The organism is Bacillus sp. FSL W8-0183, assembly GCF_038006825.1.
GTDB classification, from domain to species: Bacteria; Bacillota; Bacilli; order Bacillales; family Bacillaceae; genus Bacillus; species Bacillus altitudinis.
Genome location: NZ_JBBOVY010000001.1, coordinates 365,390 through 385,276, shown reverse-complemented (window position 1 = coordinate 385,276; position 19,887 = coordinate 365,390). Strand labels below are relative to the sequence as shown.

19 protein-coding genes are annotated in these 19,887 nt (G+C 42.9%); 3 read left to right on the top strand and 16 right to left on the bottom strand.

Annotated features, from left to right (window positions below):
- The first annotated feature begins 33 nt into the window (after positions 1-33).
- Positions 34-1,161, top strand: coding sequence for a M20 peptidase aminoacylase family protein (locus NSQ64_RS02220; RefSeq protein WP_100325500.1), 1,128 nt, complete (start codon positions 34-36; stop codon positions 1,159-1,161).
- A gap of 51 nt (positions 1,162-1,212) precedes the next feature.
- On the opposite strand, the gene NSQ64_RS02215 is transcribed toward NSQ64_RS02220, so the two are convergent.
- The 15 genes from NSQ64_RS02215 to NSQ64_RS02145 form a co-directional block, all read right to left on the bottom strand.
- On the bottom strand, positions 1,213-1,935 hold the full coding sequence (locus NSQ64_RS02215) for an SDR family NAD(P)-dependent oxidoreductase (RefSeq protein ID WP_024718996.1): 723 nt from the start codon (positions 1,933-1,935) through the stop codon (positions 1,213-1,215).
- Between the two features lie 85 nt (positions 1,936-2,020).
- The gene (locus NSQ64_RS02210; protein ID WP_160758247.1) at positions 2,021-2,896 is read right to left on the bottom strand and encodes an alpha/beta fold hydrolase; all 876 of its coding nucleotides are present in this window, start codon (positions 2,894-2,896) and stop codon (positions 2,021-2,023) included.
- A 39-nt stretch (positions 2,897-2,935) separates the two neighbouring features.
- Complete coding sequence (locus NSQ64_RS02205; protein WP_024718998.1) at positions 2,936-3,817, bottom strand: glycine betaine ABC transporter substrate-binding protein; 882 nt, start codon at positions 3,815-3,817, stop codon at positions 2,936-2,938.
- Positions 3,817-4,662 carry a glycine/proline betaine ABC transporter permease subunit OpuAB gene (gene opuAB / locus NSQ64_RS02200; RefSeq protein WP_341018220.1) on the bottom strand — a complete coding sequence of 282 codons (846 nt, stop codon included), beginning with the start codon at positions 4,660-4,662 and terminating at the stop codon, positions 3,817-3,819. The genes NSQ64_RS02205 and opuAB overlap by 1 nt, the downstream gene beginning before the upstream one ends.
- 10 nt (positions 4,663-4,672) lie before the next feature.
- A complete protein-coding gene (gene opuAA, locus NSQ64_RS02195) occupies positions 4,673-5,941 on the bottom strand; it encodes a glycine/proline betaine ABC transporter ATP-binding protein OpuAA (RefSeq protein WP_135010189.1) in 1,269 nt (422 codons plus the stop codon).
- Between the two features lie 400 nt (positions 5,942-6,341).
- On the bottom strand, positions 6,342-7,436 hold the full coding sequence (locus tag NSQ64_RS02190; RefSeq protein WP_024719000.1) for a toxic anion resistance protein: 1,095 nt from the start codon (positions 7,434-7,436) through the stop codon (positions 6,342-6,344).
- A 14-nt stretch (positions 7,437-7,450) separates the two neighbouring features.
- Positions 7,451-9,067, bottom strand: a complete 1,617-nt coding sequence (locus NSQ64_RS02185) for a YceG family protein (protein ID WP_341014811.1) — start codon at positions 9,065-9,067, stop codon at positions 7,451-7,453.
- A 70-nt stretch (positions 9,068-9,137) separates the two neighbouring features.
- On the bottom strand, positions 9,138-9,953 hold the full coding sequence (locus NSQ64_RS02180) for an HAD family hydrolase (protein ID WP_268416909.1): 816 nt from the start codon (positions 9,951-9,953) through the stop codon (positions 9,138-9,140).
- Positions 9,950-11,059 carry a cysteine protease StiP family protein gene (locus NSQ64_RS02175; RefSeq protein ID WP_341014808.1) on the bottom strand — a complete coding sequence of 370 codons (1,110 nt, stop codon included), beginning with the start codon at positions 11,057-11,059 and terminating at the stop codon, positions 9,950-9,952. The genes NSQ64_RS02180 and NSQ64_RS02175 overlap by 4 nt, the downstream gene beginning before the upstream one ends.
- A complete protein-coding gene (locus NSQ64_RS02170) occupies positions 11,052-12,383 on the bottom strand; it encodes a phosphoribosyltransferase family protein (protein WP_341018218.1) in 1,332 nt (443 codons plus the stop codon). The genes NSQ64_RS02175 and NSQ64_RS02170 overlap by 8 nt, the downstream gene beginning before the upstream one ends.
- Positions 12,367-13,560: an HpcH/HpaI aldolase/citrate lyase family protein gene (locus NSQ64_RS02165; protein ID WP_025206690.1), complete on the bottom strand. Its 1,194-nt coding sequence runs from the start codon at positions 13,558-13,560 to the stop codon at positions 12,367-12,369. The genes NSQ64_RS02170 and NSQ64_RS02165 overlap by 17 nt, the downstream gene beginning before the upstream one ends.
- 82 nt (positions 13,561-13,642) lie before the next feature.
- On the bottom strand, positions 13,643-14,422 hold the full coding sequence (locus tag NSQ64_RS02160; protein WP_007498342.1) for a TerC family protein: 780 nt from the start codon (positions 14,420-14,422) through the stop codon (positions 13,643-13,645).
- Between the two features lie 140 nt (positions 14,423-14,562).
- Complete coding sequence (locus tag NSQ64_RS02155) at positions 14,563-15,141, bottom strand: TerD family protein (protein ID WP_007498343.1); 579 nt, start codon at positions 15,139-15,141, stop codon at positions 14,563-14,565.
- Positions 15,142-15,182: 41 nt separating this feature from the next.
- Complete coding sequence (locus NSQ64_RS02150) at positions 15,183-15,764, bottom strand: TerD family protein (RefSeq protein WP_008342133.1); 582 nt, start codon at positions 15,762-15,764, stop codon at positions 15,183-15,185.
- A gap of 20 nt (positions 15,765-15,784) precedes the next feature.
- Positions 15,785-16,387 carry a TerD family protein gene (locus NSQ64_RS02145; protein WP_008342134.1) on the bottom strand — a complete coding sequence of 201 codons (603 nt, stop codon included), beginning with the start codon at positions 16,385-16,387 and terminating at the stop codon, positions 15,785-15,787.
- A gap of 417 nt (positions 16,388-16,804) precedes the next feature.
- Between NSQ64_RS02145 and NSQ64_RS02140 the strand changes: the two genes are divergently transcribed.
- Complete coding sequence (locus tag NSQ64_RS02140; protein WP_341014803.1) at positions 16,805-17,797, top strand: LLM class flavin-dependent oxidoreductase; 993 nt, start codon at positions 16,805-16,807, stop codon at positions 17,795-17,797.
- A gap of 213 nt (positions 17,798-18,010) precedes the next feature.
- Positions 18,011-19,051, top strand: coding sequence for an acyltransferase family protein (locus NSQ64_RS02135; RefSeq protein ID WP_341014801.1), 1,041 nt, complete (start codon positions 18,011-18,013; stop codon positions 19,049-19,051).
- A 19-nt stretch (positions 19,052-19,070) separates the two neighbouring features.
- On the opposite strand, the gene NSQ64_RS02130 is transcribed toward NSQ64_RS02135, so the two are convergent.
- Entirely contained in the window at positions 19,071-19,853 is a 783-nt protein-coding gene (locus tag NSQ64_RS02130) for a glucose 1-dehydrogenase (protein ID WP_341014799.1), read from the bottom strand.
- Between the last annotated feature and the right edge of the window lie 34 nt (positions 19,854-19,887).

Genomic DNA, 19,887 nt, shown 5'->3' with positions numbered 1-19,887 from the left:
TTGGCAGATTATCTGTCAGCAAGGAGGCTTCTCATGACAACTTTGACAAACGAGATGAAACAAACCGTGACAGACATCTTTGAACATCTGCACGCCCATCCAGAAATCAGCTGGGAAGAGACAAATACGACAGCTTATATTGAAGCTCTATTAAAGAAATTAGGCTGTAAAACGAGAACATTTGAAGACTGTACAGGGGTAATCGGTGAAATTGGGGAAGGCGCACCAGTGGTTGCTGTGAGAGCCGATATTGACGCACTGTGGCAGGAAGTAGATGGTGTATTTCAAGCCAACCATTCATGCGGACACGATGCACATATGACGATGGCACTTGGGACATTCATGGCATTGAAAGAAAAAAAACTCCCTAGTGGCACGATCCGATTCATTTTTCAGCCTGCCGAAGAAAGAGGAGGCGGCGCTTTAAAGATGATCGAAAAAGGTGTGTTAGCTGACGTCGATTATTTATACGGGGTGCATGTGCGCCCAATTCAAGAAACCTTAAACGGACGCTGCGCTCCTGCCATTTTGCACGGATCAAGTAATCATTACGTCGGAACCATTCTAGGGGAGGAAGCACACGGTGCACGCCCGCACCTTGGGGTCAACGTCATCGAAGTTGCATCTACGCTTGTGCAGAGACTGGCACATATCCATGTCGATCCACGAGTCGCCCATTCTGTGAAAATGACCAATTTAAATGCAGGCGGTGGCAGCTCCAACATCATCCCTGGCAAGGCCTCTTTTACACTCGACGTTCGGGCACAGACAAACGAAGTGATGGATGAATTAGAAAAGGAAATTGAAAGAGCATGCCATTCTGTAGCGGATGCTTTTGGCGCCTCTATCACACTTTCAACTGATCATCGTCTTCCAGCTGCGACATTAAATGAAGAAGCTGTGGAGATCATGTCACATGCCATAGAGCAAGTGCTAGGCAAAGAACAGCTCGATCCACCGATCGTGACGACAGGCGGAGAGGACTTTCATTTTTATGCAGCAAAGCTTCCTCATATTAAATCGACGATGCTCGGTTTAGGCTGTGATTTAAAACCTGGGCTTCATCACCCTTATATGACATTCGATCGCTCTGCGATTTTGACCGGCATTGAGATTTTGACGGAAGCTGTATACGAAACACTTCAGCAGCATTCATCGTAAAATAAAAAAACAACCACCCGTCTTTTCTTTAAGCGGGTGGTCTCCTTTATTTTACGCATTCACATCTGTCATTGCCGGTACATTGATTTCTTTGACACAGGACACCCTGGATAGATGAATGACACACCTTGCCAGCTCGACAATATCTTGTACAGGTATTCTCGTTTCATCATACAGAGCAATGGCTTTTTCAGCGCCATCTTCGTACGGAACTTCTGCCGCCAGCTCTCCTGGATTGATACAGGTAACGGATATTTTATCTTTCCTTACGTGCTCTCTTAGTGCGTTCACAATACCACGAAGCCCAAATTTAGAAGCAACAAAAGAAACCTGAGGCAAATTCGTATGGTCAAGTCCCGCAGTAGAACCAATGACGATGATCTTTCCATTCTCAGATGTCCTTACGTGCGGAAGCAGAGCTTGGATGTAGGTAATCGTTGAGGTAACGTTCACATTGATTAAATGAGCGATATCCTCCGGTTGATCAAGATCGAAAGAATAATCATCTTCAAAGCCGCGTTTTTCCCATAAACCTACGTTATAAATGAGTACATCAATTGTTTGATTCTTCAATGCTTCGAGCATAAAAGGGATATGGGTTTGACTTGATAAATCGATCTTCAGCCAAATTCTACGCACCCCATCGTCTATGTTCAAACTGCTTGGTTCACTTCGTGACACAATCCATACTGTATCTCCACTTGAAGGAAGACCTTTTACAAAGGCATCCCCTAATCCTTGACTCGCACCAAATATGATATAGTTTTTACTCATGCTTCCTCCTTCATGGCTCACTTACGAGCTTCCATCCATACACCAATTCTTCTGTAAGCGTTTTATACCTATATCATACAATGTCTTATACATGCCTGCCCCTTTTATGCTCATCTTCACTTTCTAAATGGCCTAGCTTCCTTATTTCCTTTAATTCCGCTGGTAACGCACGCTCTTCTATAAAGCTTTTGATCATGTTGACAAAAAGTTCTTTCTTTTCAAAAGTAAACGTATGTCCAATGTCAGGAACGATGAACCCAGCTGCATTCGGGTGTGCATTCGTGATTTTCTCTGCTGACCTAGTCATAATGCTCTTTTCCCTTTCTCCCACTGTCACAAGAATCCGTGCCTTCGCTTGTTGAAACGTCTCAGGGAGCTTGTAATGAAGATTTTCTTGAAACATCGTAAGCAACGTCTTCTTCTGCAATTGTTTGGAATCCGCTGCATAATGATCCAGTACATCGTTTGGAAGTCCCATCTTTTCTGCTTGCAGCTGGATGAACCAATCTTTTTTTAATAACGGATATGTAAGAGGTAAAATGGGCCTTACCATCAAATAGAGCCATGGTAATGGCAACACAAGGGCGCTATTGATAATGGCGATGTCTGCGATGTCTGGCTCTCTCGATAACACATCAACGGCTACCTGTGCACCTAGAGAGAAGCCAATTAGAATGACTGTACGACCATGTGCATGCTCCTTTATCCATGAAATGATTTCAAAAGCACTTTCTCGCATGGAAAACGATGTTTCATTTGCTCTTGTCCCGTGACCGATAAAATCAGGGGTATAGCATTCATACGTTTCCTTGAATATTTCCATATGCTCCTGCCACATCCAGCTGCTTACGCCTCCACCGTGCAGGAAAATCATCATTGGTTTTTCCACCATCGACAACTCATCCACCATCCTTATATATAAGAAAAAGCAGTCGCTTTTTGAGCAGACTGCTTTTTCCATATGCTCCCTTCTATTATAAGGGAACTGTTATACAATTGGCTATTTTTTCAAATCTTCGATCGAGTTGACGTTTTTCATATAAGTCGGAACAACGAGACCCATGCGAAGACCCTTCATACTTGTACCGAGGTCATCATATTTTCCTTTAAACTTCGCTGCATACGTTTTATGCGTATTTGGAAGCCATGCAGATAATGATGCATCAGCACTTCCGGTTGCAATTGCTGTCCACATTGGGCCTGCTTCAACCTGAGTCAAGGTGACTTTAAAACCAAGCTCACGCAATACCTCTGCGGCCACATTGGTACTTGCAATTTCACTATCCCACGCAACGTAGGCAAGATTGATTTTGTCACCGTTTGACTTTTTCACGCCTTTTGTCCATTTCGCTACTTGATCTTTATGCTTTTTCACATATTTAACAGCAGCATCCGTCGGTTTGACGCCATCCTGAATATCAAGCATCACTTCACCCATATCATCTTGAGACCATTTAAATTGACTGAGCATTTTGGCTGCTTCCGGCTGATCCTTCGCAAATCCTTTACGTGAAATGGTGTGAATTTCTTCTTCCTCACCATATGATTTTTTCGGATCATCTAAATATTTTAAATCGTAGCGGGAAAACATCCAGTGAGGATTCCAGCCAGTGATGATAATCGGTTTTTTACGGTCATACGATTTTTTCAATGTCGCTGTCATCGCTGCACTTGAGGCAGATACAACCGTCCAATCCTCTAAACCGTAGTCCTTTTTCGCTTGATCCGTCAGCGCCATAATACCTGAACCCGGATCAATACCGATAATGGTTTTATTCACTTGCTGTGCTGCACTCGCATTTGAGTCCGACTTTGCACCACAAGCGGCTAGTAAAAAGACAAGCAGGGCGGTCATCCCAATGTAGAGAGACTTTTTCCACATTAAGCATTCCCCCTGGTTTTTTTCGTTTTCATGTTTTGTGTAATACGATCCAGTGTAATCGCCACGATAACAATGGCAATACCTGCTTCAAAACCAATCCCTGTTTTCAGCTGTGTTACTGCACTATATACTTCCGAACCAAGTCCTGGTGCACCAACCATTGCCGCAATGACGACCATGGATAGAGCAAGCATGATACTTTGGTTAATCCCAGCTAAGATAGTTTTTGTAGCAAGTGGAAGCTGAACTTTGAACAAACGCTGGAATGTCGTAGAACCAAAAGCTTCTGTTGCTTCAATTAAATCAGATGGTACTTGTTTAATCCCCAGAATGGTCATACGAATCGTTGGCGGCATAGAGAAAATAACCGATGCCACAACCCCAGGTACTACTCCGATGTTAAAGAAGAAGATCGCTGGTAAAAGGTATACGAATGCAGGCATTGTCTGCATTAAGTCTAAAATAGGTGTGACAATTTTACGCACCGTTTCCTTCTGTGATGCCCAAATACCGATCGGAACCCCGATCACGATAGAAATGACCACAGCTGTCAGAACGAGCGCAAGTGTTTGCAACATTGGCTGCCAATAGCCTAAATAGTCGATCAGTAAGAATCCAATAAGTGTGAAAAGAGCAACTCCTCTTGTACTGATCCACCAAGCAATGCCGGCAAAGATAAGCGTTAAAATAATAGATGGAATGACGCCAAGTGCAGCCACAATACCATTTACTGTTCCAGCTAATCCATTTGTGATGCCATCAAAGAAACCACCAAAGGTTAATGTTAACCAGTCAACAAATTGATCGATATAATCCGCGAACGGAATTCTAGGTAAATCACTCATACTAAACATCTTATTCTACCTCCTGTGCAGAAGGCTCTTGTGTTTTAATTTCCTCTAGCTTGTTAGAAGACATGTTGATATATTCATCATTTCCTGATAATGCACCAATCAATGCACCTCTGACCACAATACCCTTCATTCTGTTTTTCTCATCTACAACGGCAATTGGAATATTTGCCGCATCAGATACTGCATCAAAGATCTCTGTTAAATACGTTGATTCCAATACTGTCGTAAATTCTTTATCAAGAACAGTTTCTAGCGACGCACCCGTTTCTGCCGCTTTTTTCGCTGCTTGTGCAGAAATAACACCTAATAAATGCTTTTTCTTATCTACTGCATAGATAGACGAAATACCAAGGTTCTTCATGAGCGTGAGCGCAACACGTGCCCCTTTATCAATCTGAACTGTTTCTGCACGTTTCATAATATGACCAGCGGTTAATACTTTAGAAAGGTCTACATCTTCAACGAAACGTTCAACATACTCGTTCGATGGGTTCATCAGAATTTCTTCTGGTGTTCCGATTTGGACGATATTCCCGTCTTTCATGAGGACAATGCGGTCGCCAATACGAAGCGCTTCATCTAAATCATGCGTGATGAAAATAATTGTTTTTCCTACAGACGTATGAAGCTCAAGCAATTCATCCTGCATGTCTTTACGAATTAATGGATCTAGTGCGCTGAACGCTTCATCCATTAACAAAATATCAGGATCATTAGCTAGTGCACGTGCCAATCCAACACGCTGCTGCATACCGCCACTTAATTGATTTGGGTACTGCTCTTCAAAACCTTCAAGTCCAACAAGCTTTAAAGATTCAAGCGCTTTAGAGCGGCGCTGATCCTTCTCTACACCTTGCAATTCAAGCCCGTATTCTGTATTCTCCAGAATGGTACGATGCGGGAACAATGCGAAGTTTTGGAAGACCATGCTGATCTTTTTCCGTCTGACTTCACGCAATTGATCCTTTGACATATTTGTTATCATATCCCCATCAATATAAATTTCGCCGGAGGTTGGTTCGATTAACCTATTCAGCAGCCGCACAAGTGTGGACTTTCCGCTCCCTGATAGCCCCATGATGACAAATATCTCGCCGTCATACACATCAAAATTTGCTCGATTGACACCAACTGTTGCGCCGGTCTCTTTTAGGATTTCTCTCTTTGTCTTCCCTTTTTCAAGCATTTGAGATGCTTTTTTAGCATTTTTACCGAAAATTTTAGATACATTATTTATCTTGATTTTGATCTTTCTCTCTTCAGAATTCATTTTTTCCCTCCAAATTAGCATCTTTATAACCGTAACATAAGCGTTATGATGCGAACAATCTTTAGAATTCGCTTATTTCCGTACAATATGTATGAATTCCATATAGAGGTCTGGTGATTACAGTTTATACGCCGTATTACTCGTAAATCCTATAGAATGCTTCATAAACTACATATTTTACGGGGTATTTTCTCTCACCAGACAATATTTTACTGGAAATTCCTTATTGTGCTAAAAAATAAGTCGAATCCTTGTGGTAGCGGGCTTTTTCTTTCATGGGTGAACCATGCCCCTGAACAGGATTTACCCGAAAAAGGTCACATAAAAACCTTTTTTCTCAAATTTTAATCAAATTCATGAAAAAACTGCCTGCAACTTTCGTTACAGACAGCCTGTTTTTTTAGGACTCTAGGGCAGCTCTCTTAATATTATCTTGAAGTTCAAGCATACGTTTTGTTCCGTCCTCACGTAATCGTTTGTTTTCTTCTTCAATCTGCTTCGTCTCTTTCATCCCTTGTACAATCGTATTAAAGGATGATTCGATCGTTTCAATGTCGATGCTTGGACGACCTGATAATTTAGCAATCTCAACACTTTGACTTGAGATATTTTCAGCATTTCGTTTCAGCATTTCATTCGTTCTTCTGTCCAGCTCACTCATGGAATCAGCCACAAGCTTTTGTCTCTTCGCTGTTACCGCTTGAATGATTCCATTTTTGAAAATTGGAATCGTAATGATGAAGGCAGAGTTAATTTTCCCGATTAATTTCGTATTACCACGCTGCAGCAAACGGATTTGCGGTGCCGTTTGAAGTGCCACCATCCGTGCCATATCAAGATCATATACACGTTCCTCAAGCGCTTGAATTCCATTACGAAGCGTATCTAGCTCCATTTGTGCCAGCTGGTTTCCCCCCGCCGCTTTTTCTTCATAAGAAGGAACCAATTGTTTTAATTCTTCGATCTTCATTTGCCCTGCGACGACATACTTTTCAAGCTCCATATAGTATTGAATGTTATGCTCATACATTTCTTCAAGCGTAACCGTCGATTTGGTCATTTCATCTTTGTATTTACTAATTTCCACATTGATTTTTTCAATTTCTGCACCGAGCGTTTGATATTTGCTGAAAATCTTCTCGATCATGCTGCCACCGCGTTTAAAGATTTTTGATAACAAACCGCCCTTTGGCTCGTCAAAATCATTTTTATCAAAACGATCCATAATTTTTCCAAGCTGTGTAAGCATCGTTCCTGAGTCTGTGACACTTGTTGAACGCATCATAGAGAGAATACGGTCAGAAAACTTAGAGATTTCGACAGCCGGCTGTTTTCCGTATTCAAGCAGTTCCAGCTGATTTTTGGCATCAATCTGTCTCGCAATGTTTTGGACTTCTGGTTCATTGCGCAGCTGAACGCGAATATCGTCTGCCTTTTCAATCGTGATTTCCTCTTTATCAATTGAAATGATGTCATTTCCGTTTGTATTTGTCATAAGCTTTGATCTCCTTATCGGTTTTTAATGGATTGAAATAACTTTCTCACAATGGACGGCTCTTTAAACTCTTGGTTCATGACCATTTCATCAAGCCAATGTGTATCAAATAATTGATCGTCTATATACCGCTCTATACACTGATAGCCGGCGGGATGATACACGAAGAGATCCACACCCATTTCATTTAGGAAAATCAGGGCAGCCGCATCAGAACGAGTCAGCTCACCATTATATTCCGTATGGTATAAAATCACTTTCGGTACAGTCTGGGCATAATCAAAGGTTTGAATGAGTTCAATTACATCTTGGTTCATATGCAAAAGCTGCTTGAATAAATAAATACGCACATCTAATTCGGTCTCATGACCTTCTTTTAACAGCTTCGGATGCTGACAAATTCGAGAAATGGCCTCTGCGATCGCACGCTGCGTGCCCTCATATAAATGCGAGAACTGCCACACATTGCTTTTCATTAACAAACCAGGGTCAACCTCTCCTGCTTTAGAGAGTGCATGCTGATAATGAAATTGATAATTCGAAGACACTTCTTGTGTGAAAGGGAAATGACGAATCGTTTTCGTTTCTTTCCCCTCCATTAGCGTATGGATACGGTCCCAATATTCTCGCTTGTCTCTCGTCACCCCCATCATCTTCGCAAAAAGATTCGGAATCTGTATGGTGTCACGGTCTGCTTTGAAATTCGGGCGGATAAACGACCGTTCCTTTGCAATTAAAAACAGCTCATCATACGTTGTCTTTAGCGTAATAGAATGAGGGGTATGATCTCTGAATTGCCATGGCTTATATAGCATGGAATCTTCTGTGTGAAGTACCTCTTCAAGCTCTTTTGTCGAACGGTACGCCACCGTTGATTTCCTCTCAGGCTTTTCAGTAGGGAACGGTTCAAGCTTTGACGTCCCTGGATACTGATCAATAAAAGTCAGCTTTTCTTCTGGATCTAATTCACGAAATTGATCCTTGCCTTCTGGATGAAACAGCACCACATCACAGCCAATCAGCATGACATAGTAAAGAAAATAAAGCTGACTTTTATTCGCCTCTCCATACCAAATGACAGCTGGCATTTTTTCTTCCAAATTGACTTCCTTCAGCCATGGTCCTAGATGATTATTTGAAAACTTCACTACATCTAGCAGCACGCGGCGGAAATCAGGATGCTGGAATCCCCCTTCATGCAGCTGCTTGAAATGTTCAAACACCTGGATTAACGAAAGGCGAATATGCCGGTTCATCACTAGGTTTGGATGACGGACAATGAGCTGTTCACCGTCTAAGAAAGCCACAAATCGATTCACGGACAATCCCTTTTCTTCCTGATTGATCATATGAATCCGCTGGAGCGCTTGAAAGTGCTCCGGCTCAATATGCCGGTTGAGGGTTTCACTTAAAATATGCATGCCGTCAGTTTCGTATAATTCATGTAAATAAATAAAATAATCGGTTGCATCATGCGGAGTTCCAAGGACACGGGCGGCGAGACGCGGCAAGGATAAGGTGTGCTCGTCCTTGACGTAGCCGTCTCGTTCAGGGAGCGGCTTTTTCAGCAGGTTTTTCCAGGCTTCCTGTTTCGCCCGTGTCTGGGTTACGTTGATTTCTTTATAGCTCACGCCGCTCCTTCCTTTCTCCTATATTTTCTCGAAAGCTACTACTATCATATCATTCAGCCTTCTACTTCTGCTATCGAATCGAAGGCTTTTTTGCTGTGTTCATCTTCTTTGCGACAGAAGCGGCGATTTCGTCTGCCGCCGCCATGCCAGAGGCTGTCGTCGGTTCAAGCGATAGATCAACATCTAAGACTTCCCCATGACTCGGAGCGAAGCCTTTATCCGCTTGACGTATGAGATCAGCATCTAACAAGGAGTCGCCCGCACCATATACATATTCAAGTTGTAGCCTTTCTTTTAGAAAAGCAACAGCAGCCCACTTATTGAGCGGCTTTGGAATAAAATACAGCTTTCGGCCTTGAAGGGAAACTTGCCAGCCTCTCTCCTCACCCCACAGCCTTAATTCAGCAAGCGGAATATGAGAAAGAAACTCGTCTTTCATAATTAAATAAAGAAATCTTCCCTCAGCTGTTCGAGTACGTTTCACCCAAGCGGCAACCGGAAGTTCAGAGATCGCCCGCAGCATATCTATCACTGGCATACACTCTTGCAGTCTCTCATCTACAATCGCCTGCCACTCCTCAAGCGGCTTGCCATGATGAAGAATACAGCCGCCGTTTGTCGTGACGGCATACTCTGGTTTGATCTCTTGCTGAAAGAGAGTGATTCGTTCAAATTGTGCTGTCGTTCTTGTCGTCACTGGGATAAACCAGCCTGCTTGATGAATTGCCTGTAAGGAGGCTTTCGTTTCAATAGACATATAGGAAAGCGGCCGGTCGTCCAGCACCTCAATTAATTCGTATGCTCCCTTGTATGCATACTGCTCCAGCATTCGATGTGAGTATATCAGTGTCCGGTCTAAATCACTGGCAAACGCGATGTTCTTCATGACGATTGCTCCAACGGGCGGATGAGCCCGCAGCATGTGTAGGACATGTTGGCATATTCAATGACGGGCACGCCTCTGTCCTCTGCGAGTAGTAAAATGTGCTTGAGCTTCTCCCGAGATCCAGGCTGAATGAGTATTTTCCAAGGGACTCTTCTGAGCAACACACGGGTCGTCTCACCGACACCTGGCTTAATCAAATGTGTATTGTCAATTTGGAACTCCTGACCAATTGCTTCAATGGAGGTCATCCCCCGCCAGTCAGGAGGCGTTCCTTGTGCGAGCAGGGTCTCTGCTTTCTCTTGTACATTTGCCTTAAGTTCAGAAAATGCTTCTTCAATTGTATTCACGTACAGATTAGAGACATCCTCATCAATGAGCTCTTCATAATACTTGGCCCCATGGAAATCATCGGCATGGATCCAGCGGTTGTTTAGCACCGTTCGACTAACTAGGCCAGAGACCGTTGAATTCAAGCAGGCACTTGGAATGAGGAAATCCTCTCTCGTTCCGTAAACATTTGTACAATAACCAGGATCAGCAAGCACAGCTAACTCACTCGAAAGACGAATTCCATACTTCTGTTCAAAATCAAGCACCGCTTTTTGAAGCTCTTTGGAAATAGCACCCTTTCCAGTCCAACCGTCAATAAAGGCAATCTCAAAACCTGGATGTTCTTTGAGGATATAATGTAGCGCATTTTCATCTATTCCACGGTCACGAATAATAGAGATGCTATAATGCGGCAAATCGAGACCATACGTCTTTCTGATATACCGTTTAATGAGCACCCCGATTGGTGTCCCAGCCCGTGCCAAGCTGCACAGAACGGTTTGAAAGCCTCGCTTTTTCACAATTTGTTCTGCGACAACCGCTACGGCTTCCGCTACCTTTTGCTTACTTTCTTCAAGAGATTGATAGAATAAGTCCATATAAGATGACGTCGGCTTATATTCAATTGGCAGCATTTCTGAGTAATGGGCACCGCTTTGAATAGAGCGCTCCCGCTCTTCTGTACTTTTCTCCATCTCAATCGACGATAAATCCTTGAGTAAGAAGGTTACGTCCTGCTCTGGATAGCTTCCCATCTTTGTATACACGTTAGCCATTCACCTTCACCTCATCTGATAAAGTCACAATATGCACATGCTTCACATGCCGCTCAGCAAATAAGTGGATCAGCGGCATCAAAGCTTCTTGAGACACCTTTTTCTCAAAAAACAAAAAGACATCATCGTACTGATCTTTAGGGATATTGTACACGTAGTGCTGAATGCGGGCATCCTCTGGACTCAAAAATGCGAATCCGTTTTGAACAGCGTACCCTTCCTTTTCAACCGGATGAATTGGACTTCTTGTCGTCGAATGAAAAAGGACACCTTCGCCCATATGAGTTGCAAGCCTCATCGGCACATACATCAATTCTCCTGTCCCTAAGCAGAGTGTCTGTTTTCCTTTTCGTTCTCGCTGAAGCTTCAGCCCAGCCTCAACAGCTGCTTGATCAATGGTGTCCGTGTCCGCTGCGCTTAAACCGAAACGACCTGTTTCATGGATATACGGCGAATGCCCCGCCGGATTGACTGCATGGGAAAGTGAATATGGCACTTGCTTAAAGAAGGATTGAAGAGAATGAAAAGAGAGTTCAGGTCTTTTCACTTGCGCAGCAATTTCATACGAATAAGCAGGCTCATCCAGCGTTGTCCCCCGAAACATCATCTGCCCTTTTAATAAAGATAATGATGTGATATTTACACCTAGCTCCTCTTGAAGCTGAAGCATCGCTTCCTCGTGCTCCTCTGTTCTCCAATCTAAAATGGATAGAATCGTATAAGAGGACCTAGGGTGCTTTGCGTGCAGATCCCGAATGATATTCATATTTGTCCGACCTGTCGTGACCTCATCATCTACTAGCACAATCGGGCGATCCGTCCGAAGTAAGGCGTCGTCTGCGTAGCAAAGCTGATCTGTCGCATGAGAATGTTCCTCTTCAAATACGAGTGAAGGATCAAGATCCAACAACTGTTCACGTGTCGTATGAATGTAAGATGCTCCTTCTATGACGTCATACACACCATGACCAAGCGCAGTTGCCGTTTCAGCAAAGCCGATCACAATCGGCTCGTTTACAGCAGAAAGCTTCTCTTTTTTGAGCGCAGCATAGGCTTCAGTTAACTTAACATGATCATTCGTTTTTAGTGCTTCTACTATATCGTCTTGATGCGAGGGCGTCTTGCCTGTTTGTTCTTTTGCATAAGCCATTGCCAAAAGACCTGAGACGAGGAGTGGTTTCAACGGGTGAACAGGCATATGTTTCCCGAGCACCTTACTAACAAATAAAAAGGCTCTCTTTTTGTTCACCCGTGCCGCCATGTCAAAAAGATGTTCTTTTTCAAGCTGAAGCGTACCCCCTTTGAGGTTAAGCTCCACCTCCATATGTTCCAAGATGTTCAGCGTATGCGGCTTCTGATTCTGTGAGTATGTCGATATAGCTTCTATTTTCATGAAACACCCCGTAAATGTCTGACTTCATTAAAATGTTTTCCGCCCAGCGATAGTGCGGCTTCGTTTCGTTCATTTTATTAGAGAAGGTACTCTTCATCACGCCGACTGTACCATCTGCATGCTCTAAAATACTTAATGCATCCATGTACTCTTCCTTTGTGACAACGTACATGCTTTGAACTGGCTTGAGATGCGTTGGATGGATGACTGTCTTGCCATGAATACCGTTTACCACATCCAGCCTTGTCTCTTTGAGCAGACCTTGCATATGATCGAGTTCAGATGAGGAAGATTCACCGCTCTTAGAAATTGCACGGATGAATGGATTTTGTTCTTTTCGTGCCGGTCCAAAATGCTCCCATACAGCTCCTGATATCACAAAAGAACGACCAAAATAATTGATGATATCTGTGATCAACTCAGCAATGACTCTGATCTCATAAATGGTGGTCTCGCGATCACGGCGAATGCCGTATAATCCACACAGATCCGTTGCCCCAATGCGAATATTCAAAATATATTCCTCATCATTCAGCATGATCTGCTTTAACTCAGACAACACCTGATATCTCGTTTCTTTTTCTAATAAATCTGGTGTTTCTAAAATGGGCATTCCGTATAGTGTTTTCTGAGTTTGTGCTGAAGCCTGTTTCAAACTGTTCACATATTCCTTTGCATTGTGAACAGAGCACTTTGGAAACACAAAACCAGTCAGTAAATGAAGAGAGGGACCGAGCAAATCTGCCATTTTGAGCAGCTGTTTGGGCGAACGGACCCGAATAAATAAAAGCGGCAAATGCTCAGCCATTTCTGGAGAGTGATGAATTGTCTCAGAAAGGCAGGTCAATTGTGCCACTATATTCTGTTCAGCCATGTCCACTTCCTGATCACCAATGGCGTCCTCCAAGCAAAACACAACAGAGCAAAGCGCTTCATATTTCTGCGAAAGCAGCATGTCTGCTACATCCTGTCTTGTCGCAGGCATATACAAAGTAGCACCTAATGCATGCGCAAGTACATGCCTTGGCGTCAATGAATGAACTGCCGCCGGCCGCTTAAAAAAAATATCGTGCTGCCTCGTCTCTGATAAAAAACGAAAATATCGCATGCAGTGCCACCTCCTGTTGTAATGACTTGATGATTCAAAAAAGGATGGAGCCGCTAGTCAACTCCATTCCTTTTTGATCGTCCTATTCTTCTTTTGAAGCCGCAGCTTCGTTTGTTACACCTTGATGCTTCTTCTTATTGATTTTATGAACAATAAACGTTCCGATAAACGCTAGGATAATAATCGCAAAGAATGCAAGATGCGGGATTTCAATATGAGCAGCACTTAAGCCCATTTTGATGGCAATAATTCCAATGAGAATAAATGCCGTATTCTCAAGCTCTGGTATACGGTCGATGAGCACAAGGAATAATTGTGCCACTGTACGCATCATGAGAATTCCAAGCATTCCACCTAAAAGAAGAATCCATACTTCCTCAGATACAGCGAATGCAGCAAGAATACTGTCTACCGAGAAGGCAAGGTCCATAATTTCTACAGAAATAACAGTTGCCCAGAAGACGCCAAATACACGAATCATCCAGCCTTCTTTTTTCAATTCCTTCGCTTCGTCATCTCCGTCACCTAACCAGAAGTGCTTAATGACCAGCCAAGCTAAGTATGCAGCGCCTAGTACCTTAATCCACCAAAACTTAATAAGCAGCATCCCTACGCCAATAAATAGAAAACGGAAGAAATAAGCGCCAATTAATCCGTAGGTTAATGCCTTTTTACGCTGCTTTTCAGGTAAATGTTTCACCATAACAGCTAATACAAGTGCGTTATCCGCTGACAACAAACCTTCAAGCACGACAAGGGTCCCAATAAGCCCCCAAGAGACAGGGTTTGTTAATACCTCTGCCCACATATGCCAATCAAAAAACGAGGCATACGTGTCCAACATATGTTTCAAAATGTCCAACTGGTTTTCCTCCTATAAGTGTAGAAGCATCAGCAGGCTTTCGCCTGCTGTTATTCTTGATCGCTGTTTCTTTCTCACTTTGGAAAATACCCTCATATGAGTCATTGGCAGCGCCTCTTGAATGAAGTTGTTTCTTCTCTTTACACTTCTAACCCATAATTTTGACAAAGAGCTGCAAGTCCGCCAGAGAATCCGCTTCCGATTGCGTTAAACTTCCAATCGCTGCCGTGTCTGTATAGTTCGCATACAACGACAGCTGTTTCAATTGAGAAGTCCTCGCCTAAATCAAAACGAATCAATTCTTCCCCGCCCTCTTCATTTACAACACGAACAAATGCATTAGAGACTTGTCCAAAATTCTGGCTGCGTGCCTCTGCATCATGAATCGTAACTGTAATTCCGATACGATCAATGTTAGCAGGAATTTTCGAGAAATCAACGAGAATTTGCTCGTCATCTCCATCTCCCTCACCCGTACGATTATCACCGGTATGAGTGACACTGCCGCTTGGATGCTGCAGATTATTATAGAACACAAAGTCTGTATCTTGTTGACAACGATTGTTTGCATCTACTAAGAAAGCCGAAGCGTCCAAATCAAATTCGGCTCCGCCTGAATATTTATTCGTATCCCAGCCAAGTCCGATCATCACTTTTGTCAGCCCTGGGTTGGTTTTCGTTAAATCGACACGTTGTCCTTTTGAAAGCTGAATCGCCATATTCGTATCTCTCCTATCTCCTGAAAATATGAAAACGGGCGTTACCCGATATCTAAGCCGAAGTCTGTTGCAATGCGGGCAAGTCCGCCTTGATAGCCTGATCCAACAGCTGAGAATTTCCACTCTCCGCCGTGACGGTATAATTCACCTACAATAATCGCTGTTTCAATTGAAAAGTCTTCTGCCAAATCATAGCGAATGAGCTCTTCATTTGATGCCGCATTTAAAATACGGACGTAAGCGTTAGACACCTGTCCAAAGTTTTGGCTGCGTGCTTCTGCATCATGGATTGTAATGACGAAGGAGATTTTCTCAATACTTGCTGGTACAGTTGAAAGATCAACATTGACCTGCTCGTCATCTCCGTCTCCTTCACCTGTACGGTTATCGCCTGTATGTACGATACTTCCGCCACCGCCAGTTGTTTGATTGTAGAAGACAAAATCAGATGGAGAGTTTGCTTTCCCTGCTGCATCTAAAAGGAATACGCTTGCGTCTAGATCAAAGTCATGTCCGCCATCATACTTGTTTACATCCCAGCCAAGACCTACGACTACTTTTGTTAAACCTGGATTCGTTTTTGTTAAATCAATTTTTTGACCTTTCGCTAAAGAAATTCCCACTAGGAACCTCTCCCTTCTAATTAAATGTAGTTTCTCGTAATATCGGCAAGCTTCGCATCGTTTGTACCATTTCCTACAGCTACAAACTTCCACTCATTCTCGTGGCGATAAAGCTCTCCAACGATTAATGATGTTTTACCTGCATATTCATCTTTCAAATTATATTTCACTAATTCTTGATTGTTTGAACGGTCAACAATTCGGATGTAAGCATTTTGAATCATACCAAAGTGTTGGTTTCTTCTAAGTGCATCATAAATGTTCACAACGAACACCAATTTATTCACATTGCCTGGCACCTTGCTTAAGTTGACGAGGACTTGTTCATCATCTCCGTCTCCTTCACCTGTCAGGTTGTCACCTGTATGCTCAACACTGCCGCATTTGCTTTTCAAGTTACCAAAGTAAATCAAATCTTTATTTTCAACAAACTTATCATTTTTCAGCATCAGCACTGAAGCGTCACAATCAATATCAGCGCCGCCTCCGCCGCCAAACAGCTTTCCAAGAAAACCGCCGCCTTGTGACACAGGGTCCCAGCCAAGTCCAACTAGAATATTGGTTAGTCCTGCTTTTCCTTTTGTTAAATCAATACGTTGACCTTTTTCTAATGTAATCGCCAAATCAATCACTCCTCCAGCATAATAAAAATCTATTTATTAAGCGATGGACCCTATTAAAATCATCATACATGAAAATTCGACAAAATTCATGAAATGACATTGGAGCCTCTTACTCTTTTTTCTATTTACTAGTATATACGATCTATGTATAAAAGAGGTTTCAATATGATGATATTTTTTTAAAGAAAGATCCATGACAAAAATGATTCATGTCGTAAAAGAAGTGTTTCATGTGAAACATTGTCGAATGTTCCCGTTACACAGCCTCTCGCTTAAAAACAGGGCGCGCATCCACTTCATATGTTGATATAGAAAATTCATGTACATAGCTGTGATAAACCCTTTCATTTCCTTCCGTTCATGACTTTCTTTATACTTATGGATAGAATTCAACGTATTGATGAAAGGGTGTTGATGATGCCATCACTTCATATATTAGATCAAGTCGCCATCCCTAAAGGCCAATCCGCACAAGAAACATTGGTTCATACGACAGAGCTGGCCAAGCTTGCGGAAACACTGGGGTATGAGCGATATTGGTTTGCTGAACACCACAGCACGAAAGGACTCGCGAGTACAGCGCCTGAAATATTAATGGCACATATTGCTTCACACACATCGACTTTGCGCACAGGTTCTGGGGGTATTTTACTCCCGCAATACAGCCCTTTTAAAGTAGCAGAAGTCACCCGCCAGCTTGAAGCCCTTTACCCTGGGCGGATTGAGATCGGGGTTGGTAAATCCCCAGGCGGAATTGAACGGACGAGACTCGCTTTGACAGACGGCGTGAAGAAAGAACTATCTCAATTTGACCGCCAGCTGGAGGACCTTCTTTTTTACTTATCTGACAGCCTGCCTTCTGGTCATCGGCATGCAGGAGTGAAAGCGGCTCCGCTCGTTGATTCTTATCCGCCAGTCTGGTTGCTTGGACTCGGGGAAAACAGTGCCATCCAGGCGGCATCACTTGGAATCAACTATATTTTCGGACATTTTATTCATCCTGCACGAGGCCGGCAAGCTTTTGAAGCGTATCGGTCACACTTTTCTCCATCCGTTTTCTCACGTCAGCCTCAGTCTATGTTTGCTGTCTTTGTGATCTGCGCAGACACAGACGAGGAAGCAAGCCGCATTGCCACCAGTACAGATTTATGGCTACTTCGGGTTGAAAAAGGGCTGGACAGCCGCGTTCCTTCTATAGAAGAAGCAGAGAACTATCATTACACTGAGCAAGAAAAGAAAAAATTGTTACAAAACCGCCAGCGAATGATTGTTGGCTCAAAGCAAACAGTGAAAGAACAGCTACAAATCTTAATGGACCGCTATCAAACGGACGAGATCATGATATTAAACAATTCATTTGATCCAATGGAAAAACAGCGTTCCTTTGAACGAATCGCAGAACTATTTTGAAGCCAATCTTTCATTGGCTTCTTTTTTACATTGTTATAAAAAATGGGAAATGTAACATCAAGATGTCAAAAAGCTTCCTTCTGTCATCTGATCGCAAATGTGTCTTCTAATCGTTAGCGAACTGTAAACGCATGGTAGGTGTACCTTTTATATAGTAGAGGTACATATGAAGTAACGGTTTACAATGCTGAGAAAGGAAGGAGATGACTGGCCATGAATAAGCGACTCGACTGGGTGGATGCGGCTAAAGGAATCGGCATTCTGCTCGTCGTTATGGCACATGTACCCATTCCTGATTCATTCAAGCAATTTATATACTCTTTTCATATGCCACTCTTCTTTTTACTATCAGGTATGATGTTTCGATCATCCTCACAACCTGCTATGTCATTTATACAGAAAAAAGCAAAAAGCTTGCTCTTACCTTATCTCTATTTCTCCATTATTACGTACGTTTTCTGGTTCACGGTGACCCGATTTTTCGCCTTTAAGGGGCAAACAGATATTGATCCCTTCGTTCCTTTTACAGGGATTTTCATTTCAAATGCCGATGAAGCAAGACTGACGCATAACCCAGCCATCTGGTTTTTAACGACGCTCTTTTTAGTGGAAATGTTGTTTTTCTTAATGCATCGTCTGACAAAAGGAAAACCAGCTGTATTGATTTTACTGACCGTCCTTTGCGGCGGAGCCGGATATGCTTCCACGCTATTGTTAAACCAGAGTCTCCCTTGGAATGCCAACGTTGCGTTAACGGCTGTTGTGTTTTATTCAATCGGATTTTTAGCAAAACAATGGTTTGTGGAATTAAAAACAGATCCTACCCTTCTGTTATGTACAGGTCTGCTTGTACTGACTGCATATATGCAAAGCTTTAATTCACGAATTGATATGCGGGTCAATGACTATGGGGCTCTATTCATTTTTTATGCTTGTGCACTGCTCGGTTCAGCTGCTGTTATTTATTTAAGCTTCAAATTGAAAACGTCCACGATATTGACGTATCTCGGACGTCATTCCATTGTGATTCTCGTCCTGCAATTTGCCGGTATCGATATCATGAAGGCATTTGTTTATTACGGACTAGGCATCAATATCTCTGATACAGCGCAGCTTTCTTGGACGCTCTTTTATACGATCGGTACATTGCTGCTCATGGTGCCATGTATCTCTTTCTTGAGCAAGTATCCTATGCTGCTCGGCAAACCAGCAAAGTCAGCACACCGCTACAAAGAAAAAACATCCGCCGGCTAATGGGGCGGATGTTTTTCTATTATTCATCATTTAATTGAGAAGGATAAAGCGTCATTCCTCCATCAACAAATAATGTAGTACCCGTTATATAGGCCGCTTCTTTCGATACGAGAAATGCAGCGGCGGATCCAATCTCCTTCGGATCGCCAAACGTTCTCATTGGAATTTTCTCAAGCTGCTTTTGTTTTTTCTGTTCATCTTGAAGGTCGTCATTTGATTCCGTTGCCATTGTACCTGGTGCAATCGCATTGACACGAATACCCGCTTCAGCATAATCAAGAGCCAGCGTCTTCGTCATCATATTCATTCCTCCTTTAGAAGTAGAGTAATGAACATTGAACGGACGCGGGATCTCTTGATGGACACTGGATATATTCAAGATTGATCCTTTCACATCATGCTCCATCATATAGGCGATTGCTGCCTTTGCTCCTAAAAATGAGCCTGTGATATTCACATCAATGACCTTTTGCCATTGTTCCAACGTCATTTCATGCGGCATTGCTTCTTCACCATTAAATCCCGAATTATTGACGAACACATCTAGTGCGTTAAAATTCTCCAGCGCGGCATCCATTAACGCCTGAATCCCTTCCTCTTTGGAGACATCTGCGTGTACTTTCACCGCCCTACCTCCATGCTGCTGGATGGCTTGTACTGTTTCTTCAGCACCCTCTTCATCACCTTTATAATTCACAATCACGTTCATTTGTTCTTGTCCAAACCTCAAGGCGATGGCTTGTCCAATCCCTTTAGAAGAACCTGTCACAATGGCTGTTTTCCCTTTTAAATCTTGATACATCTTCATTTCCTCCAATCACGTGCTTCATCTTGTT